A 26,510-nucleotide genomic window follows, 5' to 3' on the forward strand; every position below is an offset into this window, starting at 1 on the left:
GCTATATAGAACCCTTTCCCCAAAAGAGTCAATATCATTTTTTACTTTTTTGTAAAAATATAACATTATAACAATAAACATCTATTTCAAGACATCTCAAAAAAATAACTAAAAATAAAATAAATAGGCTGACTTTAAAGGAAATAGAGTGCCTCATTGCAAGGCATGAAAAGAGGAACACCGCTAAAATGGGTTAATCATAATAGCTTTTATAGCCTTTGTTTGACACTCCTTTAAAGGTTGCTTTACAGAGATTTCTCAACATAAGGTTGATGGAATTATGGGATAAAAAGAATTTGCATGATCTGTAATCTGTTAATCAAATCCTTGTAGAAATGTACTAAGCTATGTTAGCTTTTGTCATTTGACACTTAATGCTTTCGACATTTAATATTGAAAAGTACGCTTACAATCTATGTGGGATAACGAACAACAAAAGAACGATCCCGGACAGGACCCTGCTCTTGTCATTAAACGCTTGCGCCCTGAGCGCAGGCAAGTTTCTATCCGTTGGCTTACGGGAACAGTGCTAACGGGAATCACTTCCTGTATTCTTATGGGGATTGCACTTTTTACGGCTCTTGATGAACAACAGCGATTGGTAACACCGCCACAATGGTTTACAATAGATAATTTTTCACAAGCACAAGACCCTGAAGCCAATGGCTATAAAGGGGATCGTATTATGCCCACACATGCACGGCAAAGCTTCGATAGTAAACGCCAATTTGAACTATCAATTGTGCAAAAAAAAGGCGATGAAAAAATCATTCAAACACAACATTTTGAATGGATTCGCATGGCGTTAGCCGAAAAACGTCCTCAGAAATATAGCTATCCCAAATTTGATTCTTTAAGCATTCTTGCCAGCGATTCGAAAACGCAAAGCGTCAATCTACAAGATTCCGGGCAAATTTACGGTGCAAAAATCGAAACAAAACTCACCCTACGTAGCTATGATTTTAAGGTTAATCAATTCGATTTTAAGGACACTGATACGCTGACAGAGGAAGAAGCACAACAAGAGGTAAAAAAGGCTGGATTTACTTTAGAAAAAAGTAGTGAACTTCTTTCGGTCCTCACACTCATCGATCCTTTAAAATTAGAAGATGCCTCTTCTGATTCCCAAGGAACAGAATCTCCTGAAGTTCGAATCGTTCAAGAAAATGTAACCGTTTCTCCTCAAAATCAGCGGATCGATTTGGCGAAAAATTATGTTGAAGATATTATTCCTATTCGTAAAAAACAAAAAATCGCTGATGCTTTCAAAAAAACCAATTACACAAAAAATCAAATTGAAAAAGTTGTAAGCACTCTCGAAAAATATAGCCTTTCCGATACGCTTAAAGAGGGGAGTTTATTGCGCATTGGTATCGTGACACAAGCTGGAGAAGAAGACCATCTCGTACGCGCAAGTATTTATCATGGGATGTATCATGTTCTCACCATTGCCCTCAATGATAAAGGTCAATTCATTGAAAGCACAGAGCCTAAGATGTCTAAAGCACTAAAAACGGCTTTTCAAAATGGTATTCCTCATTCTTATATCAATAGCGCACAATTACCAACGGCTTATGATGCACTCTATAGTGCTTTGCTCAGCCACAATATATCACAATCGCTTTCTTATCGTCTTATTCGTCTCCTTGCCACCAATATTGATATGAAAAGCCGAATAACCCCCAATGATCAGATCGAAATATTTTATGCCGTCCCCCAAAGTGATACAGAAAGCCAAAATGGTAAAAAGAAAGCAAAAAAAAGCTCTCAAAGCACTGATCCAGAAATTCGTTATATTAGTGCAACTTTTGGCAATACAACTTATAAATATTACCGTTATCAATTAAAAGACGGAAGCATTGATTATTATGATTCTGAAGGGAAGAGTTCAAAGCCTTTCTTACTGCGAAAACCCACGCCCAATGGCATTTTCGGTTCCCCCTTTGGTCCGCGGAAACATCCTATTTTAGGCTATGTGCGCATGCATACAGGGGTTGATTGGGTAGCACCAAAAGGCTCACCTATTATTGCTGTAGGAGATGGTATTGTTACAAAAGTAGGCGTCACAGGCGGCTATGGAAACCATACGGAAATTCAACATGCGAATGGATATGTCAGCAGTTATTCACATCAAAGCCGTTATGCACCAGATATAAAACCAGGTGTGAAGGTACGACAAGGACAAATCATTGGCTATGTTGGGACAACAGGGATGGCAACCGGCCCCCATTGTCATTTTGAAATCATTGTCAATGGCGTCAAAGTTGATCCCATGCGCATCCGTATACCCGATAGCAAAGCCTTAACCAACCAAGACCTGCAAACATTCCTACAAGAAAAAAACAATATTGATTCCTTAATCAACAGTCCGATAAAACCCTCTGAAGAGACTTAAAGCATGGAAAGACCGTAATAAGTGTCTTTCTCACAAAAGCTTATCAATATAAAGTCTTTCAAAAAATATCTAAGAGTTTAAATGACCTCAAAAGTATTTCTGCGCTTAAAATATTTTAAAGGAGACGGGTACGCAAAAAATAGAGCAATGTTTTAAAATAGGTATAGCCTCTATCGCCTTATCAAGGTGTACAGTGGAAATATAAAAAAGAAAAAAGGCTGACCTTTCTTATCGTATTCTATCAGGCATCTGCAAATCGCATTCTTCTCCATCTCTTAAAAAGATCATAGTTAACAATATCTGCATTAAAATAAACACACAAATTGCAAAATGTTTGTTGAAACAAAAAAGAATGATGAGGAGGCATTTTAGCAAAAAAGATGAGCGTTCAAGCCTATAATAGAAAAACAGGAGAATCAGTTTTGGTCAAAGATTTTTTAGGGCCGAATAGAATTCAAAATATTTCCCTTGAAAGGTTATCGTAATTTATAAAAATATTTTTTTCTCATCATAAGGCTAATTTTGAAAAATTTTCTTTTAAACAAATGGCTCATTATTTTAACGATTGATGCTGAGTTTTGATAAAGGAATGACAATTTTTGTCTCCCCTCCTAAAGAAGACGTTTCAAAAAGTGGTTTTTCACCAAATTGCATATAAAAGCGGTTTTACCACCACAGGGGACCAAGTCCTATCTTTTGTACTAAAGTTTGACTCTTCATCCCCACGCCATCATCTTTTATAATGAATACCAATTGTCTATTGGGGCTTGAGGACCAGAGGAGATATAAATACGACATACCCGTTGATCAGGAAAAGCATGTTTTAAGGTATTGATCAGCCATTCACCCAAGATAATTCCAAAGGATGTAGCATCTTTTGAAGACAAGCAAGACTTTCATGAATGGTGATGATTTTGCCAAGCTATCTTTATTTTCTTCTCTTGAAAACGAATAAACAAAGAAAATTTACGCCTTTAAAAATCAATCAGAGATTTTTTTTGCACTCTTCGTGGCCCAGTTTTGGTAAAGGAATGACGATCTTTGTCCCTCCTAAAGAAGACGTTTCAAAAAGTGGTTTTTCACCAAATTGCATACAAAGCTGTTCCACCACCACACGACCAAGTCCTGTCTTTTGTTCTAAAGTTTGATTTTTCATCCCCACGCCATCATCTTCAACAATGAGCACCAATTGTCTATTGGCTTGAGGACCAAAGGAGATATAAATATGCCCCTCTCGTTGATCAGGAAAAGCATGTTTTAAGGAATTGGTCAGCAATTCACCTAAGATAATTCCAAGAGTTGTAGCATCTCTTGAAGACAGACGACAATCTTTAAAGTCCGTGTGAATGGTAATGTTTTCACGCAATTCAAAAGGGACTGATAATTCGACATCATGCACAACAGAACTGAGAAAGTCAGCCAAAAAAGTCGTTTCCATATCATCACTCAAGCGCAAACGACGATGGGCTGTGGAAATTGTCTGAATACGATCTCGTGCAGCTCCTAAAACAGAACGGACTTCTTCATTTTTACTCCGACTTAATTGAAGACCCAGTAAAGAAGACACCGTCCCAAGAGAGTTGCCGATACGATGACTTGCATCCTGCAACAATATTTCAACCCGTTGGCGTTCTTTCTCGGCATGATTACGCGCTCTTTCTAATTCTTGGGTCCGTTCTTTCACACGGGCTTCAAGAGCAGCATTCTCACTATGAAGCAGCAATTGATACAATTTTAAAGAGCGTACATCACGATGAAAACGATTAATCACAAAATAGGCAGAAATAAAAGTACTTACAACAGAAACAATCGCTGCCAATGTTAAAGCAGCCCGCATCAATGCGATTCCATCACGATGTTTTTGTCGCACCACATCATCACCATTAATAAAACTTGTCATCAATTGCGCTAAACGCGCCACTTGAATCTTTTGACTTTCAGAAAAAGCAGAAGGTTGAGAAGATTGATCAGGAACCGTATCAAGAGCCTGCATATGGGCATTCATAAATTCTTTTCGTGCTTCAACCTCGCCTTTAAAAGCCATAAACCATTCATCCCATTGCGGATGGGCATAAACAATAAGTGCGATATAATCGAGAATATCTCCCAACTCCCGCTCTGCATTTTCAAAGCGGACTTTATCTTCTGGTTTTCGAGTTTTTGCATAGCTGCGATCAGCAACAGCCATATCAATCAGGCTAATAAGCACCAAATCAGCCTGTTCGCGTAATTCTGAACTCGTATTTAACTGAGCAACTTCTCGATCAACGGCATTGGAAAGCAACATAATAAAAACCGATGCGAAAAGAGCCATCACGAGGGAAACAACAATTGCGGCCCACCGCCAGCGTGATATCGTTGCATCAGAAGAAGGCATTTGAGGCAGCAAATTTGTCTTTGTTGTCATAGAATTTCCATTGGCGAACTTGAAAGTCGTCATTTTTCAGTACAAAGGAAGGCAGCCTTATGGAACAAACACCAAAAGCCCATGAGAGCGTTTATATAGGCTTTTCTTGTATTCCGAAGAGACACACGCCTAACATTCTGAATTTCCTCAGATACTGACTTTACTGTAATAGCTATAACGGGAATAAAAAAAACAAGGCTACGCATCATAATTATTATGCTTTTTTAGCCGTTAAATGAACACAATGTACTCCCAGCAGAATAAGAATCGGGACCATAATCGGATTCACCATTGACATGAAGAAGCTCCTGTAATCGATGACGCGCCCTGCTTACACGGCTTTTAATGGTTCCAACGGCACAGCCACAAATAGCCGCCGCATCTTCATAAGAAAACCCTGATGCTCCAATGAGAATAATGGCTTCTCTTTGATCGGCTGAAAGCAGATTTAAGGCTTTTTTAAAATCTTGCAAATCAAGCGTTCCATATTGAGAAGGATGAACCGCAACATTTTGAGTAAATACACCATCAGTATCTTGAACTTCTCTCCCCTTTTTGCGCATTTGACTATAAAATTCATTGCGCAAAATGGTAAAAAGCCAAGCTTTAAGATTGGTTCCCATCTCAAAACTATCTTGCTTAGCCCATGCTTTCATCACCGTATCTTGGACCAAATCTTCGGCTTTATCGTGCTTGCCACTTAAAGAAACAGCAAAAGCACGCAGAGCCGGCAACACCAAAAGGAGTTCTTTTTTAAAGTTTTTCGCGCATTTTGACATAAAGGGTTCAAACCTTTTTCACATTGTTTAAAGCAAATTGCTCTGCACGCTCCAACTTTTCTAAAAGCTCGAGCAAACGCCGGGGTAGCGCTTCTTCTTGAATTTCCATGTAAAATTGGCGTAATTTCCGTGCTATCTCACTGTTCGTCCCGAGAAGATCATCTTCAACTTTAAAGTGTGTGGTGAGATTTTTTTCATCACGGTCATTCATTTTTCATCCCCCTAATCCATATAATATCAGTAGCACCGCGAAGAATTTTTCGCCTTATGGTTGTAAATATAACTCTCGGTAAAAAGTTCCATACAAATTGGAACTTTTTTATCTGTTGAGAATTTCAACCAACAAAATGCTTGAAAGGTCAAAGGAGTTATAAATTATGTCATTATCAACGCGCATTGCCCCGCATCTTCCCTATCTTCGGCGTTTTGCCCGTTCTGTTACAGGCAGCCAATCTTCTGGCGATGCTTATGTTTCCGCGATGTTAGAAGCCCTTATTGCCGACATTTCCATTTTTCCTAAAACATCCAGTGACCGGATTGGGACCTATTGGCTTTTTTGCCATCTTTTTGACCAAACCACCCCAAATATCCCTGAACCCCTGCCACAATTTGGGCTTGAACAAAAAACCAGTGCCAAATTATCCTATCTCACCCCCCGTGCGCGCCAAGCATTTTTGCTCATTGCCGTTGAAGAATTTAATGAACAAGAAGCCAGTGAAATCATGAATCTAGATACGAAAGAGTTTCGCAAGCTTCTCAACCAAGCCTCCATTGATATTTCTCAACAAATTGCTACAGAAGTGATGATTATTGAAGATGAACCTCTTATTGCACTCGATATTGAGCAAATGGTAGAAGGTCTAGGTCATCATGTTGTGGGCATAGCGCGTACGCGTGATGAAGCTGTCATCATGTATCATAAGAAAAAGCCACGGTTGATTTTAGCGGATATTCAATTAGCCGATAACAGTTCAGGCATTGATGCGGTCAATGAGATTTTGAAAAATGATCGTATACCGGTGATTTTCATCACGGCTTTTCCAGAAAGATTACTAACTGGTGAGCGTCCAGAACCAACTTTTTTAGTGACCAAACCTTTTAACCCAGATATGGTAAAAGCGCTTATTTCGCAGGCTTTATTTTTTCAAGAGAATGCTTCTAAAGCAGCTTAGAACAAAGTAAACCTCTTCCATTATGATCGTTACGCCTCTTTCAAAGCCTCCCATAGACAAATCTCATATGAGCGCGCTCATGCAAGCGATTCGTGGTGCTGATATTTGTGTTCTCTATCAGTCCACAAATCTGGTTTATTTATGGGCTGAAAACTTGCCGCACCATTTGCACCATAAATGGCGGGTTGGATGTCGTGACAGCGACTTTTTTTCACTTGACCTTGCAGATAATATGGAAACCATTAAATTGCAGGTTTTAGCCAATGGCAAAATGCAAACCGTTGAAGCACGTTTTGAAGATACGAGTAAACAAGAGATCTGGTACAAATTTTCTATTGATTGTCACCGCAATGATAACGGAGACATCATCGGTATTATTACCACCGGTGTTAATATTTCTGGCTTACGCCGGCGCGAACAAGTGCTTAAAATTCTCCTACGAGAAGTCAGCCACCGTTCTAAAAATCTTCTAGCGATCATTCAAAGTATTGCCAGCCAAACGGCTCGCTATACGGAATCCCTTCAGGTTTTCTTACGCAAATTTCAAGGTCGTCTTCATTCTCTTTCTCATTCTCAAGATCTGATCACCGATTCCGATTGGCGTGGCGCCCAATTTCGTGAATTGGTTCAAACACAAGCATTTGGCTATCTCATGAGAGAGACCGAACGTTTTTCACTTGAGGGTGTCAATCCTTATCTTTTTCCCAATGCCGCTTTGCATATTGGTTTGGCTTTTCACGAATTGATTGTTAATTCTCTTTCTTTTGGAGCCCTTTCGCAAGAAAAGGGAAGCGTTTGTGTGCGCTGTGAAATTGAAACAAAACTGAATGATAAAACGCACCTAATCATCACTTGGAATGAACACTTTGAATCCGGGTCCCCTCCCGAAAATAATAAGAAAGCTTGTTTTGGCAGTGCAGTTCTTGAAAAAATTGTTCCCATTTCTGTCAATGGTTCAGCTTCCTTCAAATGGACTAAAGAAGGGATTGTTTATTGCCTTTCTGTTCCAGATACTTATTTTGATATTTTTTCTTAAAAGAGCCTTTCAAACCATAAACTTCTTTCTTCAGAAAAATTTCTAACCTATTGAGCCCTGTTTTTCTTCAACCCAAAGGTATTTTCCCAACCTCGCAAAAAACTTAACAATGAAAATGCCACAATCAAAGCTCTCTCCCGCTGCCCATCAACATCCATCCCTCCCATAACGGCCTATTAAACAGAAACCCAAACGATGAAGAACAAGCCGTTTCAGCTTTTTATATACCAAATCAAAACGGGCCTATTTCCCCTCTTTTTTGTATAACTTTCTTGTATAGTTCTTGCAGTTTTCATATCTTTTTATTTTGAATAAAAATGATGAAATTTCAAGAGTTAAAGCTAACCATCACGCTTTAGAGCTTGACGGAGCTTAAAGCGCATCTATGACAAAATCAATAAACGAATAAAAATTACACAATTTTAATGCTTTTATTTTTATTCTAATGCTTTTATTGATTGCATTCTCAATCCTCCTTTTCACGCAAAAGAAAACACCCAAAACAGAAGATACTTTTCTCTTCACACACTTTTTAAATATTTCTCAGGACCTTCAAGCTCATTTCAAAAACAGTATCTGTAAAGAGGGTCCTCTCCCCCCGTCAAGTGAACCATCAAGCCCTTTTGTACCCGCCATAGCCCTTACGGACTAAAAGCAGCCATTGGGCATCATTATACCCGCCATAGAACAAACCCATTATATTACTCCGTACAACAAACCTTTGACATTAGAGAGCATTCACAAGAGACATTTTTAGTGTTTTTAACATATTCAGCCACCAGTTTTTCCCACAAGCTTGGCTTTTTGGAAACAGCTTGGAAACAGCTTGGAAACAGCTTGGAAACAGCTTGGAAACAGCTTGGAAACAGCTTGGAAACAGCTTGGAAACAGCTTGGAAACAGCTTGGAAACAGCTTGGAAACAGCTTGGAACGAAAAAACTTTAAAAACGTTAAACAATGAAGAAGCCTTAAGGCTAACAAATTGGAGTCCATACTGTCAATTACTCATTTGGAAAATATTTTATGAATCCCCTTCTTTTTATTCTCTTATTGGTTTCATGTACGGATGATTTTAACCGTTGCTATTCCAACAATACAATGACTAAAATCTACCCAACGGCTCAAGCCTGTGAACAAGCTATGGTGCCTTCCATAAAAAAGTCTGCATTTTATGGACAACAAATTTTTGCCCAATGCATAAAAATACACCCTCATGTACATCAACAAAAAGTAAAATTGATCTGGTCTGTAACAAACCGCGGAGATTTCCTGCTTAAAAGCCCAAATGCCAATGACAAGAGATCAACAGTCCACAAAGAAGACATTTTACCAATATTGCCTTCTCTTCTGCGTTCTTCTTCCACAAACCTCTTGCAGAAAAAACTTTAAACGCATAAACCCATCAGATCTGAAAAAATAATCAATAGAAGACATGATGGATAATAAGCCAATGCGACCTTCAAAAGCCCCTCACACAGAGCAAAATCCTCAGCCCCAAGATCTCCCCTTAGATCCTGCTGTAGAGCGGGTGAGAAAAAAACTGATGGGTTTAATGATGATTTCCGTTTTAATAACGTTGTTCCTCATTCTAACCGTCCTGTTCTTAATCGTTTATAAAGTTACAACGGGATCAGCACCAAAACAAACAGAGCTCTCTTCCTCCAACAACAAAAATCCATATGTTATCCACCACACGCTCTCTCTACCGAAAAAAACACAGATTTTGTCGCAAAGCTTGACAGACAACACTATTGTTCTAAAAGTTTTAACCCCGGAGGGACAAACAAAATTTATGATTTACAATTATCATACCGGTGCACTAATTGCCGTTCTTTCTATTGAAACGACAGAAGAAATATCAACGACAATACCTCATTAAGCAAGTCAATAACATCACCGGCTTACCCAGCATATTTAAGGGATTTAAACATTTTCCTCTGCTTCAAGATTGACCACTTGGGCGACGACGCGTTTTTCTCTGTATCCCCTCACTTCATCGAGATGAAGGGAAAAGCTTTCAAACAGTGCATTTCTATTCTTTAAAAAAAAACGGATATTGCCTGTGAAAACTCAAATGAAAGTGTAAGAAACCACACCTATACTCGTCATCATACCAACAGCATCATAAACACTTAATACAGCATGTTTAAGGGATTTAAATATTTTCCTCTGCTTCAAGATTGACCACACGGCGACGACGCGTTTTTCTCTGTATTCCCTCACTTAATCCAGGCAAAGGAGAAGCCTCTTCTGTTGATGTTGATGCATCTCCATTTTTAGAGCTTTCTGCTGTTGTAAGAGAAAGCTCAAGGGCTGATTCGTCTTGAGTCCGTACCGTACGCCGACGCGGAGAACGACGTGTCTTCTTAACAGGTTCAACATTTTCCTCAGAGCAACTGTTCTCTTGACTCGTTTTCTCATCCGATAGAGCCTCGACAGCATTTTCACGTGCATCGCCATTTTGTACTTTGACATGTGAACCAAGATCTTTTTTTTGCGACTGTGCCTGCAATACATCTGTATCACACGCGACAGCATCTTTTTTTTGATCTTCAGAATCTATTTCACTGCATTCTTGCCCGTTGTTTTCCTCACAATTTTCATCACCACGGTTTTCATCACGCCGAGCCGATTGGGACATTTGCCCCGCTGCAGCTAAAATAATACGCAAATAGTGCTCAGCATGTTGTAAATAATTTTCTGACATCACGCGATCCCCGGCACCTTGTGCATCACGCGCAAGACTGATGTATTTATCGGCAATTTGCTGAGCATTCCCTCGAATTTTAACATCCGGACCGCTACTTTCATAATTGCGAGATAACGGGTTAGGACCGCGACGATTATTATTGTTATTACCATTATTATTATTGCGACCGCGTACCCGTCTATTTTGTTGTGGCCTCATCTTTATCCCTTTATTGGAGTGTGTGTCTTAATTGACTCTTCTTCATTGCATTATTTTTTAATAATGCTGATCATGTTTAACATACGCTTATCAAGCTATCCGCGTTTTGTTTTACTCAAACGAACCCTACTGATATTGATAAAAGCATATATTTTCTTGAAAATCACGAAACAGCAGGGAAATCATAAATCAAAAATTCCCTATTTCTCTGTCAACCAGCAGAAACCTAGTGATGTTCACATAAAATGCCAAGTGTTTTTTTTTAAATAAACCATATTTCATTAAAAAAATAATTACCTTGTGGAAAACAAAAAGGAGAACACACATAGAACATACCTGACAAAGAACAAAAACCTGCCAGAGAACACGGAAAGCTTTCCTTTTTCTGCCCTAAAATCACCTTTTGCTTTAAAACCACCGCTCCTAAAAACGCTGATATGCCTTCCCCCTCGTGCCCCAAACTCATAAGCACTTCTGCCCGAACAAGTCACTGCGCGAACCTCTTTATTGTATGAATATAGCCTCTCTTCACCGCTAAAACAACCCCTTGCGAGCGATAATTCACAATCGCTTCACAAAACCCCTTAGATTCTTATAGATAGATTAATATGAAGAATTATTCAAGCCCTATAATCACCAAGAGACCACACTCTTCTTTCTCAAACTTACCAACGATCCTCTCAATTTCTATTTTAACCCTATAGATTTTTAAGTGAACACCCTTCTTCATTGATAACAAATTGAGCCTAAAAGGAAAATAGTTAAATAAAAAACATTAAATTATTTTAAAAAAAACGATCAAAGGTTACACTTCCTTCAAAATCGGATTCTTCTCAAAAAAAATGTTCCCCCTTAAAGTCTATCAATAAGAATGGCATACCACATTTTTCTCTTATCACACTTTTCTTATATTCTTGTCTTAATCTAAGAAAATTGGAGAGTATAAAATATACCCATTTGCGCCCCAATAAAGCGCTTTACGCATAAAATACCTTGAAGGTTATACCCTTTCAAAGCATCTAGAGCAATATCTTTTAGATAATGGAGATTGATTACCTCACGCTTTTGTTTGTTGCGTTTTTAAATGGGGTCACGACCCTCACGTAAAACAGAACGCCACCCTGTTGCCAATTCACGGGCTTGTTTTAAAGAAACATTTCGCAACGCTCCCAAGCCCATTTCGCGACAACGTCCGTGAAGGGTATAACGATAAAGCCATTGAGCACCGCCATCTTTACACTTATGAAGTAACAAGCCGGCACCATCACACTATTTGCCAGCTCCCAATGTTGCGAAAGCCCTTGCATTAAGACGATTCATAAGGACCATTTTTACTCCTTATCTTATACAAATTTAATCCACACACTCATCCCGCTTGTGATGTGCAAATGAGTGATTTTAATTGATGCAACATAAACAGCTTTGAAATGAGAGAATCTTACGTTATTCGGGTCTTTAATTCCATATGAATAACGCTAGATTATCATTATAAATAAATATCTTATAAAAGATCAGAAATGTTTTCTACTCAGTTTTGTCATGTCTATTGATCCATGTTATATCTATTGATCCATTTGTCGTGTCTCTCAACTTAAGTGACCCTTAAAGGACGCGGATTCTTTCTCCACATTGGTCTGTCAACACTCCGAACTTTTTCAAATTTTTACAACAAATTGACTTATAAAGACCATTCATCTTTTTTGTCTTAAACTTTTATATTGAGTAAAAAAAACTTATACCGTAGTTTTTTTATCCTCAATCTGTTTCTTTTTGGATCAATCAAAATCATTGACTTGCATGTTACACGTAAGGAAAGCATGCGCAGAGTAAAAACAGAGAAAGAAAAAATTAAGGAAGCCTCTTATAGATCGTTTCAAAGGCCAAGCAAAAGCTATCCATAACATAAGAATGCCGCTTAGTTTGCACTTTTATGAAACGTGAAAGAAGGAGGATATTTGATAAATTTTATACCCTTCATGCGCACCTTCCCCATTTACCAAAGCACCATCGCAAAATGATCTTTCCACACTGTTATTTTTCTTAAATGAAAAGCGCACAGTATGTTTTCCTCAAAACGCACATATCCCTTAAAATACTTTAAAGAGGCCCCCATGGGCTTATACGATCACGTCTAAATGGACCAGGGCTTGTACAAAATAAACGCATCTTATTGGTATAGAGGTTGTTGGTAATAAAGGCAAAGAGCAATGAAGCGTTTTTTATCTTTTCATTAAAATTCGCACTCTTTCAATTTTTCGTGTACCCCCCCTAAAAGTAATTGCGTTTTCTGCCTTTTTTATTTTCTTTTTCATTGAGAAAACAATCCCGTAAGAGAAAATAATTTCCATCCCCCGGTCGGACCATTGCCAAACATTGTTTTTTTGTCGTATCAGAAAGCTTATCCCACATTTCACGAATAGCAAAATAGGCCTCACTTTCCAAATTAAGACAATGCTGATAAACTTCTCTTTTCATATCGGGCATCACGGAAGCAGAAATTTCCTTGCAATACACACGCAAATCAAAGACAGGAATAGCCAATTCAACAGGCGCTTGTTGTGCTATTTTTTTGTGAGAAGAAAAATAACTGACCGCCTTTGCAAAAATAAAACACAAAATTACAATACAAAAGAGTATCACACAAACAAAAGCAATCTTGCGATATAATCTTTTAAAATAAGCCTTTTGCCTTGCACGGATTCTTTTTTCCATAAAGACTATACCCTTTAAAATTCCAAGAGAATCTTTTTACAACCCCAAATGATAAAAGCACTTTTTTACACAATACAGGGCATAACAGCAAATGATCAATAGACTTAAGGACGCTTTTTCTCTGTAGCATTAATATTTTTACTATTTTTTATCATAGAAAACTCTTATGAAAAATTTTCCTCCTTTATGAAAAAACAAAGATTCTTCATCCATCGCACTCTGTAAACAATTCGCCTTCGTTAAGACACGTTCCATTTATGGATAAAGAATGTTCATTATTTTGTATGTTGAATAAGAAATCTGCCTATCATAGGATTTTCTCATTTCAAATCTGTTTTCCCTGTTATACCCGTAAAATCACTTGATTTAACGTTACAATGCGGAGCTAACGCATCTATCAAAGACTGTCCAAGAAAGGCATGCCTCTAACCGTCTTAAGTTCTAAGAGCTTTTCGCAATATTATGAGCTAGAAAAGTGGACGCCAGAGCATACTCTTTTTTATGAAACATCAAGAGAGAAGAACCCTATCCATTTTATTCACGTCATGGAGGCTGGTTCCATTCACGCCCCCCTCACGAAATGAGCTTAAGAGGAGGATAACTCTTTAAGGTTTATCGCACATTGTGGACTAGAAAATATATTGATCTGTTTTCTCAGAGAGGGGTATGATCCCCCAAAGATACGTGAGAAACATAAAATGTAAAACATGATCTATTTAAAAGATATGGATCATTTTGAAAGCCGTAAAGCAAAAAGATACTGACAAGACGCGTAATTGTCCGCCTTTACATTTTCAATGAAGGCCGTCTCGCCATTTTTAGAAATAAACACCCCATCGAACATATAAAAGCTGGAGTCACGGATAGAGTTGCACCTGTCTTAATCTGAGAGCTCTTATTCATTTTACTCTCTCTCAAACATACTGTGACATTAGGATTTTGATACTGATTAAAAACAACAAAAAACTGCATTTTCTTAAAAAAAACGCGTTAAGGTTACAAACAGCAATGAGTTGAAACAACCCGTTTTTTTTCAAACTCGCTGTAAAACAACAATGGCAATATCATTAATAACACTGATCAAAATATTCATGCCCATCTCTTGCCTTTAAAGTCCCCTTCCTTCTAGATTTTTTATACCTCTTCTCTTGTATCACCCACTTGTGTCCACCTCTCTTATATCCGATTTTTGTCTCTACCCCCCTACTGCATAAACTTGTCTCCTCTGCATAAAGATGGAAGGAAAACGTAACAGCGTTTTGGGAGATTTTTTCGTCCAAAGCATAAGACGTTCTGAAATAAAGATCCTGCTGGCACGTAATGTTTTTTCTGCTGTCGATAAAGTCTTCTTAAAGCACCCCATATTTTCTATCACAAATTATGTAACAAAAAGAAAAGATACAACAAACAGCGCTTGATGTATTATGGTTCACATGCGTTTCGTTCCCATTTTCGTGATTGACGCACAGAATTCACTTAGACTTTCCCCTTTGGCTTTCCCCTCTTATAATATCTCTAGAAAAAAAGCTTTATTTTATAAAGTGTTATGGATAAAATATACTCGCAAAGTTCAGTAGATGATGAAAAAAATCTTATTTAGATGAAGCTCTACTCCCTCATATTTAACACACACGAACACTCATGTGTAAAATCTTACACGCCTCCTCCTCAAAGGAATATCGCGACAACGGGAGAAAAGATTGTTGATGTAAAATTCCTCACAAAATTTTTCATACAAAAGATTTTCATACAGGGTGTTTTCATGCAGGGTGTTTTCATGCAGGGGATTCCCAAATAAAGGCTTCTCACATAAAAAAAAATAGATTTTCCAATCGAAATCAACAAACTCTATTAAAAACACATTGGCATTGTTCGCCATCTAGCATTTATGAGAATAATCCCCCCGCCGCTTTCCCCATACTGCTTTCTCCATTGCCACTTTCCTCGTGCCACTCTCAACCCAAAAGGAACAAAGATCCTTTACACTTCAACGCCCTTAAAGACAACAAACGTAAAGAAATAAAAAAACACCTGCATTTTTACTTTAAACGCCCCTATTGAGATAAAAATGCCCAAGATTTTAGAGATTTCATTGCAAAAGAACGTCACAAAATACAATAATGAGAACAATGAAATAAAGGATCTAAAGCCATCCCCAAAATACAGATCGAGTATTCAGCCTATGAGGCAATAAAAAAAGCCACACCATTAAATGGTGTGGCTTATGAATAGAGATATAATTTAAATAACATAAAAAAAGAAATCAATAAGCAATATTTATACACAAAACGTATAGTATTGCAATATTTTTAATTATATTTATAAAACTTATCCAGAGATAAGTATAAAGCCAGAGATAAGTATAAAGAATGAGCAATGAAAGCACTTTTTTATCTCATTCATCTGAATGAAAAAAAGCCTGTTGTCTCTCTTATCGCTTTAACCATATGAAGAATAATATCTTTTTATTGAAGGAGACCGTTTGCAGTAAAACAGACTTTAAAAACAAAATATATTTAATAAATCAAACCACTTTGTTGATTTGTCTTAAGAAAACGCACGCGTAAACACTCCGTTTAAGCACAAGGAATGATTTATAATGATCGCATCTTAAAGGAGAGATCCAAAGTCATAAGATTTTCTCATTTTCAAACCTATTTTTCTCTAGGCTTCAAAATTTATCTATAAGGCTTGCCTTATGCACCCTCATCACACGCCCTCACCTTTTTTAAAAAACATCATGATAAACTTTTCTGAAATAATGCTTTTGTTCTTGAAGATGCACGCTCTATCAATTTTGACATTTTTAAAAACATTTCAAACGCATAGAAATTCCATACCCCACCGAAAATAGAAATAAGGTTTTTCTTTATCTATACACCTTCAACGCAGACATATTGCTTATGATCACTCTTTTCTATTTTCGCTTTTTTAAAAAAGAAGCAATACCAAAAGCCCCAGAAAGAAGTCCCTCTAGAATCCAATAGGGATGTTTTGACCAATATTGCTGTGTATTTCTAGCGGCTTTATGTATTGTAATTTCTGAAATAAAAGAGCTATAATCTTTTGACAGTCCAAGTATTATCAATTGTATTGTCAATTGAGAAACAAAACCACTTTTATCGACAGATGATTTTATTTTAATTTCTGATGCATTCATCTTAGTCTCTGGTAGGTTATTCCGCCGCTTACAATCCTATTCATATTGCTTTGATCATTTTCTTTCACATTTTACTTCTATTTGATACCGATAATATCAAGCAGATCTACCCTATCTTCTAAAGCATCCATGCGCTTTGAAATTTTTTTCATATCTTTATATGCTTTTTTCAACAATGCGTTCAAAGGAGCATGGCCCATTCTCCCGCTGGCATAAAGCACCACACGAATACATTCAGGATCATCAATATCTGCAATAGAAAATGGAAAAAGTGCCATTATATCCCCCTTTTTGAACAGCTCCATGGAGCATTTGAGTCTTTTTTCCCTTTGTCCGACTCTTTCATTTTTCATTAAACTGCATTAAACGCTTTTGAAAAAAATTCCTTTATCGGAAGCCTTTACAAAACATTTTTTTTAATTATTTCTGTTTTCCACCTAAAATGGTGATTTTTCCTCCCTATCCGCCCAACATGCATAATGACATGGCATACTTCGTCGACTTCTTCCAATAGAACAAAGCAAACCTAAAGCGATCTTTAAACGATAGTCTGGAAACAAACCGGCCTTTTAGTCTAGCGGGATTTTGGACTTTTCCGGTCAAATGCTCTCTATCACCACTTCTCAAAGAATTGAGATTTCATGAAGGCTCTCCAAGCAAATCCTCAATGTCACCCACACATAAAAAAACACTCTAGCTTTAACTACTTCTCAAACAAGGATATTTTACGGCATAACGGGATAAACAATTATCTAACAGATTTTCTCCTCGCACACTCATTCTGTTTTAAAAAAATTGGCTGACAAATACAAAATACCCTCTTTCAAAGAACAGTTCAAATTCTCAGCCAAGCGTTATAATAAATCACGAACTTGCTTGCACAAACAAATCACCCGTTTTAAAAGCAAAGAGCGCTTTCTTCATACACTGCCAAGGGGAAGCCGCTCCATTTCACCTTCCTGTGCCTTAATACATCATATTTGTTGACCGCCTCCCAACATCTTCAAAGGACGAAGATTTTAAACCCCACATCAGTTTGTTAACAATCAAACGGCTCTAAAAGGATTTTATCTGCTGATCACTCACTTGCTATGACTCACTTGCCATAAAGCTCTATGAGTTCTAAGCTCTAGAAATAAGTCCTGCTCTGCAGATTTGCTTATGTATGCATACTGACGAGATATCATTACCTTCAATGATAGCGTTTTAATGATCGTCTTTTATGACTTCATAAAAAATTATCTCTGCACTTTTTATCATTACCCATCAAAGCTCTAAACCCACTGCACGAGACGATATATCACGAGCTAATAAGAAAAAGACACGCAAGAAAGAGAGAGTGGATAAAACCTTTAATTTTTTAGACCAAAAAAAGCAATGAAATGAAGATTTTCTTCTCTCTATGATCCCCTTCCCTCTATGAGCCCCTCTCATCAATGATGAGAGTCTTGATTTTTTAAAGAGCAATAGGCAAAAAGACCTTATATCTCCAACAAAGGCGGTACAAAAAGTAAAATCATAAAAGAGGAGGGATCATTTTTTCAGGAGTATCTCACAGCTTTCTGCAGGATAGATTCGATAAGGCTTTTTTTTATAATAGAAGATTTTACAACCCTTTTGCTCTCTCTTTTATCTCTCTTAAAGCTTTCACTCTCAGGCTTTTATCGCATAAACCACCGCCATATTAACAGGACGTGTTTCATCTCCTCCTGTTTTTTGCAACAAGACCTTATGTTCATGCTCTCCGGCGGGATCTGTTAACATATTTTTTCTGAGCAGTACAGATACATACTCTTGAGTACTCCCCCAACCGTGGATTATAAGATTGTTTTCAGCCTCTGACAAACTATGCTGGTGTTTACCTGCCGAATCTGTTTTTCCTTCATGGGTATGGGCTTTAAAAGATTCTTCTTGTCGACTTCCCAAAAGACGTCCTTTATCAAGTTTTTTTCCACTATCGAGCCCCCGTAAAAACATTCCCCGCAAATCGGGAACATTAAATGTTGTTTTCCCATCTCCTTTTCCCCATATTTCCCCCAGAACAGCAAAGAGATTGGCATAGCTCTTTCGCGAATATTCTTTCCCATCACACAGCAGCCACCCAGAGGGTATTTTTTCACTCGCAAAAGTTCCAATAAATCCAGGTGAAAAAGATTCAGGTAAAGGAGGAAAGGGCGGAATTTCAGGAAGTTTTATGGTAGGATTGGTTAAAAACCAACCATCAGCATTTTTCCCAGCAATATCACGCGTATAGACGAGTTCATAAAGCCCTCCCTTTTGTATTTCTCCCCCCTTTAAAGGCATGATCCCCTCTGGCGTTGCCATATAGGTTGGTCTTGAGGGTAATTGATTTAAAGAAACATTTGTTATTCCTCTATTGACGCCCTGTGCTTTAAAGCGCACCACAATGCCATCCATATACGTCTCAAAAAAAGACTTTGTCGCCAAACGAAGGGCTGTTTTTTTATTCTCCCTATCAACCGTAAACTGTGTTTCAATCACGCCCCCATTATCCAACAAATATTCTTTGATACGTTGCATCATAGCGCGCGCACTATCATTGACTGAACTTGGCGGTTGCCCTTCAGCCCAGTTTATACTCTCATCAACATAAGCATTTTCTGACGCGATGATTGACCAATCATAAATCGAACTCATAGGAGACACTCTTTTTGCAAAAAGGAAAGACGCGCAAAAACGGAAGAAAAGAAAGCCACAATTTTATTTTTAGATTCCGGCCTTTCTTCCATTTTTATTTTCTTCATTTTCAAGCCTATTTTGTCATAATCCACATGGAGTAATTTTGTTTTCGCATTGACAAAAACCGCTTCAGGCTTCACACGCAACACGTCTTGTGCCAGAACACCCTGGTAGCGTTGTGGATTTCCTTTATAATTAAAGCGATAAAGAGGATATCCTTTTTTCTTTCCCACAAGGGTAATATTTTCTTTTGCTCTCACATCACAAAGCCCTAGAATTCCTCCAACCAATCCCAGCACCTGCTGCGCATCACGCAATGGATCTTTTGTCACAGAAGGGATTGTTGTCGATTTTCCGGAAGTTGTTCCGTAATTTCCAGCCGCCTGTGTTCCGATCTGTAACAAACGTTCCAACCGGTTCCAATCTTGATTATCCTTTTCTGACCATTTTTGACGCTCCGCATCTAAGATATTTTGACGGTTGAGATCTTGAATCATCCCCCCTTTCAGAGCATTTCCTTGCACATTACTCTGTCCTTGATAATAGGCATTTGCCGCATTCACTTGATCAAGCTGAGAGCGATCAATCATCTGATTTGCGTTCATCATATTACCAATATCTTGATTATATTGCTGTGCTGCTGCATTTGTTGCCAAAGCGCCTAACTCATCGGCGAGTACGCCGGTATGGGCTCCAGAGCCATAACGCCCCGCCCCAGACATCGATTGGTTAATGGCGTCAGAAGTTTTATTCAAGGCATTTTGCAATGCCATATTAAATTTACTATTGCTTCCAATCCAATTTCCCTTCGCCATACTGGAAAGATTTGTGGCGGTGTTGGTTGGTGCATTTAACCACTGTGTTAGCGCAGGATTATTATAAAGCCCTGCTGCTTGTTGTAAACCGTTCAGTGCATTTTGTGTCATATCGCTAAGACCCGCAACGCGCTCTCCTTGATAAACATTTCCACCAATTCCCTTTTTATAAAGCCCCTGTGCATCTGCACTGGCTTGTTTAAAAATATCCGCCGCCCAAGCAGGGGGGGCATTTGTTTGTGTTGTCGTCTGCACTTGAGGTGTTTTTTTTCTACTCATGGACCCAGAACCTTTCTATATTGAATAAGATTACGAGAATATCCTTGATGAGCGAGCCTTTTCGCCCACCCAATTCTTCCAAACATATGTATTTCTTCAGCCTTGATTGTTCGCGCCCATTTTTCGACCTCATCAATCAATTTGACCAATTTCAGCCCTCCCTCTCCAGCCAAATCTGAGAGAATGACGCATTTTTTCCCCGTATGGGTACTTTCAACTTTGGTGATTGCAAAAGCACTAAAGTGAATTTTATTTTTTAAGACCAGCCATAATTGAGCTTGTCCTGTAGCAATTTCTTCAGCAATTTTTTCCAGACAAACATCATCCGGAAAACGCTGAGCATATTTTTTTAATGCCGCATTAAGACCCTCTTGATAGGGCGCTATTTTTTCCCATGACCAGTGCTGTGTTAGGTGAGCAGAATACACATCTTGATGATCTTGATGATCTTGCATCATGATTTTAGCTTTCTTAATTTTTTTACGCACACCGAACATCCCCCTTACGCCGCCCCCCACGCACTCCTATTTACCCCACACCTTTCAAAAGGAAGCCCCCTCCCTTGTGTCATAAGATTAAGAGAGCGGTCATAAGATTAAGAAAGCGCTTTTTTCATAAAAAACCATGGTACAAATTCTTTCCGATCATAAAGAAGCATTAAACCCTGCCTTATTCCTTTGATAAGGGCATGACACCCCCATCTGTCCTGTCCTTTGATGATCATAGCTTGGCTCTCACACATATCTTTTAATGATAAAGGTTCAGCCTATCGCATGCATTTTTGATTATAGAGGCATGCTTATCGCATGCCGGCTGGCATCAATTCCACATCAAATCCCGTGACATGGGTCCAATTCATCCCCTCAGGAATACGCAATTTAAAGCGATAAAACCGTGCCCTTGCGCGACAATGAATTTGTCCGGTATTATGAGAAGGCTGTTTTTCTGGCAACCAAATCGTTTCCTCTTCAAAAGATTGTCGAAAGCGCATTCCCACAGACAAATAAAATTTTCCACTATTGACTTGAGGCATAATATTTTTCACCCGTGTTATCATGCCATTTGTCTGCCCCATTTCTTGTGAAGTGACCACACAAGCCATAGGAGGACCAGAAAATGACCCCAGTCTACCCTTTTGATCAAATGCTCCCAGAATAGGTGATTCATTTTTCCACGCTTTACTATCAAGAGAAAAGGATAAATCATCAATATTCTTAGCGACAAAATCAAGACCTTCTAGCGTTGTTCCAGTCAAGAAAATGGGCAGGATCATTTTGATATCCACGAGAGCTTTTGTCCATTTTTGCAACCCCCAATCATAAATGAGCAAAATCCGTTTATGAAGGTTTTCATCGCTATCCACCATCCAATAAACACGATTATACACGCCATCGATCGCCGCAGACATGGTATAGAGATTACTCTGTCTTGACTTTGCGGTCATCGTTCGATCAACTTTTTCAAAGCCAATGGGGATAATCTGTCCGTCATTTGCTATTTGATAAAAACCGCCCTCATCAGCAAAGAAAGCCAAATCACCACGACAAACAATTGATTCAGCATTTTTAGCCCCTCTTTTATCGTGGATTTTTTGGAAACTAAAAATAATCTTAGAGCCTGGGATAAAAGAGCCGGCATAGATTGCAGAACGCATAAAAATAATGGGATTTGTCGTCTCAGTTGCCCCTTGCACAAAACCGCCATCAGGAAAATCTTGATAATCGCAGCTTTTTTTCCCCACGGTCCAAAACTCTGCATCATTCAATCCCGACCAATGAACCCGTCTTGGATGTTCAGTTAATTTCATCAAACAAACGAAATCGCCCCAGACGCGAACGAGCCCCGCTTGTGGTGGATTTCCCCCTAAATTTCTAAATGTTTTATCATGAATAATATCGATCACTTGTGGTTTATCATTAGCATTTACCGCAATAATAAAATCACCAAACAAAGCAAAAGACCACGGCGCGTCAATATTCGCCATATAAGCCTTTCCTTTTTGGCTTATATCTTTCCACTTCATTGTTGTATTATCAAGCAAGAAGATTTTTTCTCTTGTCCCAACAAGAATAGAAACGCCATTTTTTGTTTTAACCGCAAGAGCGCCTAAAATAGGCTCTGGACATGGCTCTGACAAAGGTTCAAAGTTTGGCATAGGGATATAAGAGCCATCCGCCGGGAGTACATTGACAAGTTCATCGGTAAAAATTCCATTGATATCCGCCACATCGGGTCGATAATCAGCAATTGGGAAAAAAGCCATCAAGCCCCCCTAAAATGTTTCAAGCCCCCAGTGCCAAAACACCAAGGCTTGCTCATTGAAACCACAAAAACCCCTAGAATAAAGCTCTAAGGACATAAAATTGAATAAAATACAACTATAAGTTGCTAACCCCTCGAGAAAAATGATCCCACCCATCATGGCAAGCTTACCGCCTCCACCAACGCTCAACCAAAATCATTCCTCAGCACTTCCCAATACCAGCCGCCCCAATACCAGCCGCTAATGCCAGCACGCCCCCTCCCCCAAGATTGAGAAAAAAGCCAGTCCCCCCCTCCATAAATCTTTGAAGAACCCGTTCCACACAAGACCCATCCATTTCAAGAAACATCAAGGTTGCTGTGGTTAAAACCACAAGAGCCCTTAAAACGAGAGCAAAAAAATCCCACAAATAAACAACCTACAGTTGATTTATTGCAAAAATATCCACGTCTACAAGCCCTCCCAACAGCGGCTCATCCTCAACATCTATTCCTCAAAGCCAATCTGGATCTCAAGACCAATCTAGACTCCAACACGCATGAAAGCCCCATGAAAGCCCCAAAGCGACGCTTAAAAACATAAGCACTCGTTCAGTCTTCAATGCCCATATCTTAAGCATAAACAATTTAAAAAAAGGCCTTTTAGAAATTCATTGGCTGAATCTTTGAAGAGCCTTTTCTGCGTGATGTTTCAATACGCAAAGCTTGAAGCTGTTCTTGAAAATCTCTAAAAGAAACGGCAGCATATTCAGGATCTTTAAGGATATTTTTATAAAGTTCATATTTTGCCCGTGCTTTAATGAGATCAAAAGCATAAATCAACCAAGGATTATTGTCTTCTTTGAGCTGTTCATCGCTAATATGAATAGGCATATAAGAAAGCTGTACAGTTTCGACATTTTCTGGCGTTGGAAAGAGTCCTATTTTTTGATCAAGGCACGTATAAAAGAATGGTGTTCCTAACTCAGGATGCATACCATATTGCTGATGCAACACTTCCAAAGGCTTAAAAAATAACTTTGTTGGTGCTGTATTCTTTGTTGCTAAAAAGACTTCTTCCAGCGTTTTTTCTGATTCAATAAAAACGCCTTCTTCTTTTCCATACCATGTTTTCTCACTTTGTGTTTTAAACGTGCTTTTTCTCCTTTCATTAAAGAAAAAGGGTTCACGTTCACACAAACGCAAAGCTGTAACAATTGAATCTTGAATTTGCTGGGAATATTCAGCTGTTGTATCGTCAATTTCATCTTGAATAAGCGCGACCATAGAAGCAAAAGTTTGCGAGCGGTCTGAATGAGTAAGATCGCGATTGTTAGGATCACGAGATAAAGCGGTCATAAGCCTATCCTTTTTTTGGGAAGTATTTTAAATTTTTCCCCCAACAGAACCCTCTTGTTGGGGGAAGGAAGAAAATTTGCTTTAAGCAGGTGCTCCATAAGTTGGGATAACAATTGTTCCAAAATCTTGAGCCCCTTGCGCACTTCCTGGCAAGGTAAAGCACGTTTTTTTCATACCGATAATGGTTTTTGCTGCGACTCCGAATTCTCTTTCATAGTCGAAGAGTTCTTCCACCAATTTATAGCGTGTTGCCCCTCGATCTTTTCCAAAAGCGATCACAGCACTTTGCGCTCCAAGCAGCACCGCACGACGCACATTGGGGACAGCTTTGTTTGCAGTTCCCGACTCAACCCCTTCGGTAATATGTTCAGCTTCGCGTAAAACAACACCATTATACATGCCCAAAGATCCATCATAGAGTGGATTTTTAATACGGCTTCCACTATAGATTGCCTTGGTAATGTCGAGCCATTGCCCGGCATCGGTATTGGTTCGCAATTGCGTTACTTGGGTTGGATGAAGATAAAGCACATAGACATTTTCCCCATCGATCCGCACGGGACGAATTTTAGGATTCGCTAATTTAGCCCGTTCAACTGCTTTATCGACCAGATCAAGATCAAAAGTATCATTTTCTTTTAAATCTTCATCTTTTGTTTTTCCATTAGGGCGCAAAACGCGTTTATCGGTTGGTGCCGTTGGGGCATTAAAGCCATAATGAACGGGTTTGAGTGTAATGGATCGTCCTTCAAAGTTAATGGATTTTGCTGTATATCCGCAAACTTGAATGAAGAACATCATACTTAGGCGATCCGCATACCAATCCACCAAACCATTTTTTGCTTCCGTGCGCAAATCGTGGAGAATACGTTGCTGATCAATAGTTCCTTCATTTTTGACCCGCACCGCATGAACAAGCTCATTAATCGCCAAGCGATCATTGAGAAACTGTAGAGCTTCTTCATTTCCTTCCAATGTTTGCCCTTCACTGACCCCATCACCGAGCAACTGCACACGCAAATTAAAGCTAATGGAATCGCCACTTGCTTTTGTGGTTTCATCCTTTAACTGTACAATACTGTTTGAATCATTTCCAATTAACGGTGCAATCGGGATTGCTTTTGAGACTTCTTGATTTAAGAGTTTAGACCATGTGCGCACTGCCATTGGGTCATTGAGTCCGATATAAGTTACAGTCATTTTATCCTCGAAAAGTTTATTGACATAAAAAAAACCCGGCAAAGTGCCGAGCGCTCAAAACACCACATTTCATTTCGATGGTGCCTTAAGTTGTTCTCGTGTGTTTTGTTTCTGTTAGCCTCTCGCCTCCCCCTGATAAGAGCTCTCCTTACCCCGCCTGTACTTTGAGAATGTTCCCCCACGCGAGCCTCAAGCCCACGCATCTCCCTTCCGCATTTCACGCGCGAAAAACCCTCTCATGGGTCCGGCTAAAAGACATCCCCCACATCCCTGCTGCACCAGAAGCTTCCTCACATTTTCGCGTAAATACTATTCTTGTGATTAAAATTCTCTTCCCCCCATTAAACGATTAAAAGCCGCTTTATTTTTAGGATCAGCAACCCAAGTGCTAAATTCTGCTTCTGACATTTTATCCAGCATATCCAAAGAAATCGGCCCATTTGGCGTCAAGCCATTATAAGCAGCAAGAGTCCTTGCAGAATTGTGTCTTTCCTGCAAATTTTCCCCCATGTTATTCTGAACATTGCTATAGCCAAATTTTTGTGCAATCGTGTAAATCACTTCAGCCGGATTTTGATTTTTTTGCGCACAATCGCGCAAGATCTGCTTCAATTCATCACCAATCCTTGCATCAATATTTTGGGGATCGGCCATCTCAGGATAAAGCGAAGCAAAAGCTGCCAACTGCTTCGCACGCGTTTCATAAATAAAATCGGCCGCTTGATCAAAATCCTGGTGCTTTTGTTTAACACTTGCCACAGACTGCTGATAAAACGCCTGCAACTGTTCTGCTTCGCGAGCCGGGGAAGGTTGTTGTTTTTCCTGGAACAGCCCTTGTTTTTGAAGTGTTTTTCCCAACCATTGCATATAGCCCATAAAATCCTTTTGCGGATCTGGTGGTGCATTTTCTTCCCCTTGAACCTCTTTTCCGCTTTCTTGAGAAGATGGCTGTTGTTGAAGCTTTTGCCTGTGAAAATTTTCTTCCAACGTCTTTTCTTCTCTTCCACTTTCATCCTCTTCTCCCCCTTGTGTTGAGGCAAGAAAATCCTGTTTCAAATGGTTTTGTTCTGCCGGCGTTAAGTGTTCTTGATCCATGACATTAGCCTTCTCTCTTTTTTAAAAACAATAAAATGAAATTTTTCCGATAAAACAGCCTATAAGCATTGATCCCCCCAAGGTGCTCTGCTCACATGATCTCCAACCTATCGATACCCCGCACACCCATACGAAGAAGGCAAGATACCTCCCATCCTGCTTCCCACCATGAACAACGAAGTTCTATCGAACATTTTCCCCAACATGCCCTTATCCCACAAAACAACGCTTCTCATCTTCTTACGATAAAGA

At 39.0% G+C, this 26,510-nt stretch carries 22 protein-coding genes and 2 pseudogenes; 6 read left to right on the top strand and 18 right to left on the bottom strand.

Annotated elements, in window-relative coordinates; translation table 11 throughout:
- Nucleotides 1-415: 415 nt before the first annotated feature.
- On the top strand, nt 416-2,395 hold the full coding sequence (locus tag PVV59_RS07875; RefSeq protein ID WP_273755590.1) for a M23 family metallopeptidase: 1,980 nt from the start codon (nt 416-418) through the stop codon (nt 2,393-2,395).
- A 558-nt stretch (nt 2,396-2,953) separates the two neighbouring features.
- Here PVV59_RS07875 and PVV59_RS07880 read toward each other — a convergent pair.
- The 4 genes and pseudogenes from PVV59_RS07880 to PVV59_RS07895 all read right to left on the bottom strand — a co-directional run.
- Nucleotides 2,954-3,291: pseudogene (locus tag PVV59_RS07880) on the bottom strand (sensor histidine kinase); the annotation flags it as partial.
- Nucleotides 3,292-3,380: 89 nt separating this feature from the next.
- Nucleotides 3,381-4,802: a sensor histidine kinase gene (locus PVV59_RS07885; protein ID WP_273755591.1), complete on the bottom strand. Its 1,422-nt coding sequence runs from the start codon at nt 4,800-4,802 to the stop codon at nt 3,381-3,383.
- 224 nt (nt 4,803-5,026) lie between these two features.
- The gene (locus PVV59_RS07890) at nt 5,027-5,581 is read right to left on the bottom strand and encodes an RNA polymerase sigma factor (protein WP_273755592.1); all 555 of its coding nucleotides are present in this window, start codon (nt 5,579-5,581) and stop codon (nt 5,027-5,029) included.
- Between the two features lie 7 nt (nt 5,582-5,588).
- The gene (locus tag PVV59_RS07895; protein ID WP_273755593.1) at nt 5,589-5,792 is read right to left on the bottom strand and encodes a NepR family anti-sigma factor; all 204 of its coding nucleotides are present in this window, start codon (nt 5,790-5,792) and stop codon (nt 5,589-5,591) included.
- A 166-nt stretch (nt 5,793-5,958) separates the two neighbouring features.
- On the opposite strand from PVV59_RS07895, the gene PVV59_RS07900 reads away from it, so the two are divergent.
- The 5 genes from PVV59_RS07900 (at nt 5,959) to PVV59_RS07920 (ending at nt 9,668) form a co-directional block, all read left to right on the top strand.
- Entirely contained in the window at nt 5,959-6,753 is a 795-nt protein-coding gene (locus PVV59_RS07900; RefSeq protein ID WP_273755594.1) for a response regulator, read from the top strand.
- 22 nt (nt 6,754-6,775) lie between these two features.
- Complete coding sequence (locus PVV59_RS07905; RefSeq protein WP_273755595.1) at nt 6,776-7,789, top strand: sensor histidine kinase; 1,014 nt, start codon at nt 6,776-6,778, stop codon at nt 7,787-7,789.
- Nucleotides 7,790-8,545: 756 nt separating this feature from the next.
- Nucleotides 8,546-8,734 (top strand): hypothetical protein, encoded by a 189-nt coding sequence (locus PVV59_RS07910; RefSeq protein ID WP_273755596.1) that lies wholly within the window; start codon nt 8,546-8,548, stop codon nt 8,732-8,734.
- A gap of 78 nt (nt 8,735-8,812) precedes the next feature.
- Entirely contained in the window at nt 8,813-9,178 is a 366-nt protein-coding gene (locus tag PVV59_RS07915) for a hypothetical protein (RefSeq protein ID WP_273755597.1), read from the top strand.
- A 43-nt stretch (nt 9,179-9,221) separates the two neighbouring features.
- The gene (locus PVV59_RS07920) at nt 9,222-9,668 is read left to right on the top strand and encodes a hypothetical protein (RefSeq protein WP_273755598.1); all 447 of its coding nucleotides are present in this window, start codon (nt 9,222-9,224) and stop codon (nt 9,666-9,668) included.
- A gap of 276 nt (nt 9,669-9,944) precedes the next feature.
- Here PVV59_RS07920 and PVV59_RS07925 read toward each other — a convergent pair whose 3' ends face one another.
- The 14 genes and pseudogenes from PVV59_RS07925 to PVV59_RS07990 all read right to left on the bottom strand — a co-directional run bounded on the left by PVV59_RS07925 (nt 9,945) and on the right by PVV59_RS07990 (nt 26,258).
- The gene (locus PVV59_RS07925) at nt 9,945-10,697 is read right to left on the bottom strand and encodes a DUF4167 domain-containing protein (RefSeq protein WP_273755599.1); all 753 of its coding nucleotides are present in this window, start codon (nt 10,695-10,697) and stop codon (nt 9,945-9,947) included.
- 1,008 nt (nt 10,698-11,705) lie between these two features.
- Nucleotides 11,706-12,026 (bottom strand): annotated as a pseudogene (locus PVV59_RS07930) (Arm DNA-binding domain-containing protein); the annotation flags it as partial.
- A 939-nt stretch (nt 12,027-12,965) separates the two neighbouring features.
- On the bottom strand, nt 12,966-13,409 hold the full coding sequence (locus tag PVV59_RS07935; protein ID WP_273755600.1) for a hypothetical protein: 444 nt from the start codon (nt 13,407-13,409) through the stop codon (nt 12,966-12,968).
- A 2,917-nt stretch (nt 13,410-16,326) separates the two neighbouring features.
- The gene (locus PVV59_RS07940) at nt 16,327-16,569 is read right to left on the bottom strand and encodes a hypothetical protein (protein ID WP_273755601.1); all 243 of its coding nucleotides are present in this window, start codon (nt 16,567-16,569) and stop codon (nt 16,327-16,329) included.
- A 77-nt stretch (nt 16,570-16,646) separates the two neighbouring features.
- The gene (locus PVV59_RS07945; RefSeq protein ID WP_148255651.1) at nt 16,647-16,847 is read right to left on the bottom strand and encodes a hypothetical protein; all 201 of its coding nucleotides are present in this window, start codon (nt 16,845-16,847) and stop codon (nt 16,647-16,649) included.
- A 1,375-nt stretch (nt 16,848-18,222) separates the two neighbouring features.
- Nucleotides 18,223-19,227, bottom strand: coding sequence for a phage tail protein (locus PVV59_RS07950; protein WP_273755602.1), 1,005 nt, complete (start codon nt 19,225-19,227; stop codon nt 18,223-18,225).
- A complete protein-coding gene (locus tag PVV59_RS07955) occupies nt 19,224-20,363 on the bottom strand; it encodes a tail fiber domain-containing protein (RefSeq protein WP_273755603.1) in 1,140 nt (379 codons plus the stop codon). Before PVV59_RS07955 ends, PVV59_RS07950 begins: the two co-directional genes overlap by 4 nt.
- Nucleotides 20,360-20,860, bottom strand: a complete 501-nt coding sequence (locus tag PVV59_RS07960; RefSeq protein WP_273755628.1) for a hypothetical protein — start codon at nt 20,858-20,860, stop codon at nt 20,360-20,362. The genes PVV59_RS07955 and PVV59_RS07960 overlap by 4 nt, the downstream gene beginning before the upstream one ends.
- A gap of 302 nt (nt 20,861-21,162) precedes the next feature.
- A complete protein-coding gene (locus PVV59_RS07965) occupies nt 21,163-22,626 on the bottom strand; it encodes a hypothetical protein (protein ID WP_273755604.1) in 1,464 nt (487 codons plus the stop codon).
- Between the two features lie 9 nt (nt 22,627-22,635).
- On the bottom strand, nt 22,636-22,815 hold the full coding sequence (locus PVV59_RS07970) for a hypothetical protein (RefSeq protein ID WP_273755605.1): 180 nt from the start codon (nt 22,813-22,815) through the stop codon (nt 22,636-22,638).
- 13 nt (nt 22,816-22,828) lie between these two features.
- Nucleotides 22,829-22,999, bottom strand: a complete 171-nt coding sequence (locus PVV59_RS07975) for a hypothetical protein (protein ID WP_273755606.1) — start codon at nt 22,997-22,999, stop codon at nt 22,829-22,831.
- Nucleotides 23,000-23,267: 268 nt separating this feature from the next.
- Nucleotides 23,268-23,963 (bottom strand): hypothetical protein, encoded by a 696-nt coding sequence (locus PVV59_RS07980; protein WP_273755607.1) that lies wholly within the window; start codon nt 23,961-23,963, stop codon nt 23,268-23,270.
- 81 nt (nt 23,964-24,044) lie between these two features.
- Nucleotides 24,045-25,163 (bottom strand): N4-gp56 family major capsid protein, encoded by a 1,119-nt coding sequence (locus PVV59_RS07985; protein ID WP_273755608.1) that lies wholly within the window; start codon nt 25,161-25,163, stop codon nt 24,045-24,047.
- 321 nt (nt 25,164-25,484) lie between these two features.
- Complete coding sequence (locus PVV59_RS07990; protein WP_273755609.1) at nt 25,485-26,258, bottom strand: hypothetical protein; 774 nt, start codon at nt 26,256-26,258, stop codon at nt 25,485-25,487.
- Nucleotides 26,259-26,510 lie beyond the last annotated feature (252 nt).

It is taken from the genome of Bartonella sp. MM73XJBT.G, assembly GCF_028618435.1.
Lineage (GTDB): Bacteria > Pseudomonadota > Alphaproteobacteria > Rhizobiales > Rhizobiaceae > Bartonella.

Excerpts from the sequence above, each read along its gene's own strand:
- PVV59_RS07915 (WP_273755597.1), top strand. The coding sequence starts at position 8,813 with ATGAATCCCCTTCTTTTTATTCTCTTATTGGTTTCATGTACGGATGAT.
- PVV59_RS07955 (WP_273755603.1), bottom strand. The coding sequence starts at position 20,363 with ATGAGTAGAAAAAAAACACCTCAAGTGCAGACGACAACACAAACAAAT.
- PVV59_RS07920 (WP_273755598.1), top strand. The coding sequence starts at position 9,222 with ATGATGGATAATAAGCCAATGCGACCTTCAAAAGCCCCTCACACAGAG.
- PVV59_RS07950 (WP_273755602.1), bottom strand. The coding sequence starts at position 19,227 with ATGAGTTCGATTTATGATTGGTCAATCATCGCGTCAGAAAATGCTTAT.
- PVV59_RS07980 (WP_273755607.1), bottom strand. The coding sequence starts at position 23,963 with ATGACCGCTTTATCTCGTGATCCTAACAATCGCGATCTTACTCATTCA.
- PVV59_RS07940 (WP_273755601.1), bottom strand. The coding sequence starts at position 16,569 with ATGAATGCATCAGAAATTAAAATAAAATCATCTGTCGATAAAAGTGGT.
- PVV59_RS07890 (WP_273755592.1), bottom strand. The coding sequence starts at position 5,581 with ATGTCAAAATGCGCGAAAAACTTTAAAAAAGAACTCCTTTTGGTGTTG.
- PVV59_RS07935 (WP_273755600.1), bottom strand. The coding sequence starts at position 13,409 with ATGGAAAAAAGAATCCGTGCAAGGCAAAAGGCTTATTTTAAAAGATTA.
- PVV59_RS07885 (WP_273755591.1), bottom strand. The coding sequence starts at position 4,802 with ATGACAACAAAGACAAATTTGCTGCCTCAAATGCCTTCTTCTGATGCA.
- PVV59_RS07985 (WP_273755608.1), bottom strand. The coding sequence starts at position 25,163 with ATGACTGTAACTTATATCGGACTCAATGACCCAATGGCAGTGCGCACA.
- PVV59_RS07875 (WP_273755590.1), top strand. The coding sequence starts at position 416 with ATGTGGGATAACGAACAACAAAAGAACGATCCCGGACAGGACCCTGCT.
- PVV59_RS07945 (WP_148255651.1), bottom strand. The coding sequence starts at position 16,847 with ATGGCACTTTTTCCATTTTCTATTGCAGATATTGATGATCCTGAATGT.
- PVV59_RS07900 (WP_273755594.1), top strand. The coding sequence starts at position 5,959 with ATGTCATTATCAACGCGCATTGCCCCGCATCTTCCCTATCTTCGGCGT.
- PVV59_RS07990 (WP_273755609.1), bottom strand. The coding sequence starts at position 26,258 with ATGGATCAAGAACACTTAACGCCGGCAGAACAAAACCATTTGAAACAG.
- PVV59_RS07960 (WP_273755628.1), bottom strand. The coding sequence starts at position 20,860 with ATGTTCGGTGTGCGTAAAAAAATTAAGAAAGCTAAAATCATGATGCAA.
- PVV59_RS07905 (WP_273755595.1), top strand. The coding sequence starts at position 6,776 with ATGATCGTTACGCCTCTTTCAAAGCCTCCCATAGACAAATCTCATATG.
- PVV59_RS07895 (WP_273755593.1), bottom strand. The coding sequence starts at position 5,792 with ATGAATGACCGTGATGAAAAAAATCTCACCACACACTTTAAAGTTGAA.
- PVV59_RS07925 (WP_273755599.1), bottom strand. The coding sequence starts at position 10,697 with ATGAGGCCACAACAAAATAGACGGGTACGCGGTCGCAATAATAATAAT.
- PVV59_RS07965 (WP_273755604.1), bottom strand. The coding sequence starts at position 22,626 with ATGGCTTTTTTCCCAATTGCTGATTATCGACCCGATGTGGCGGATATC.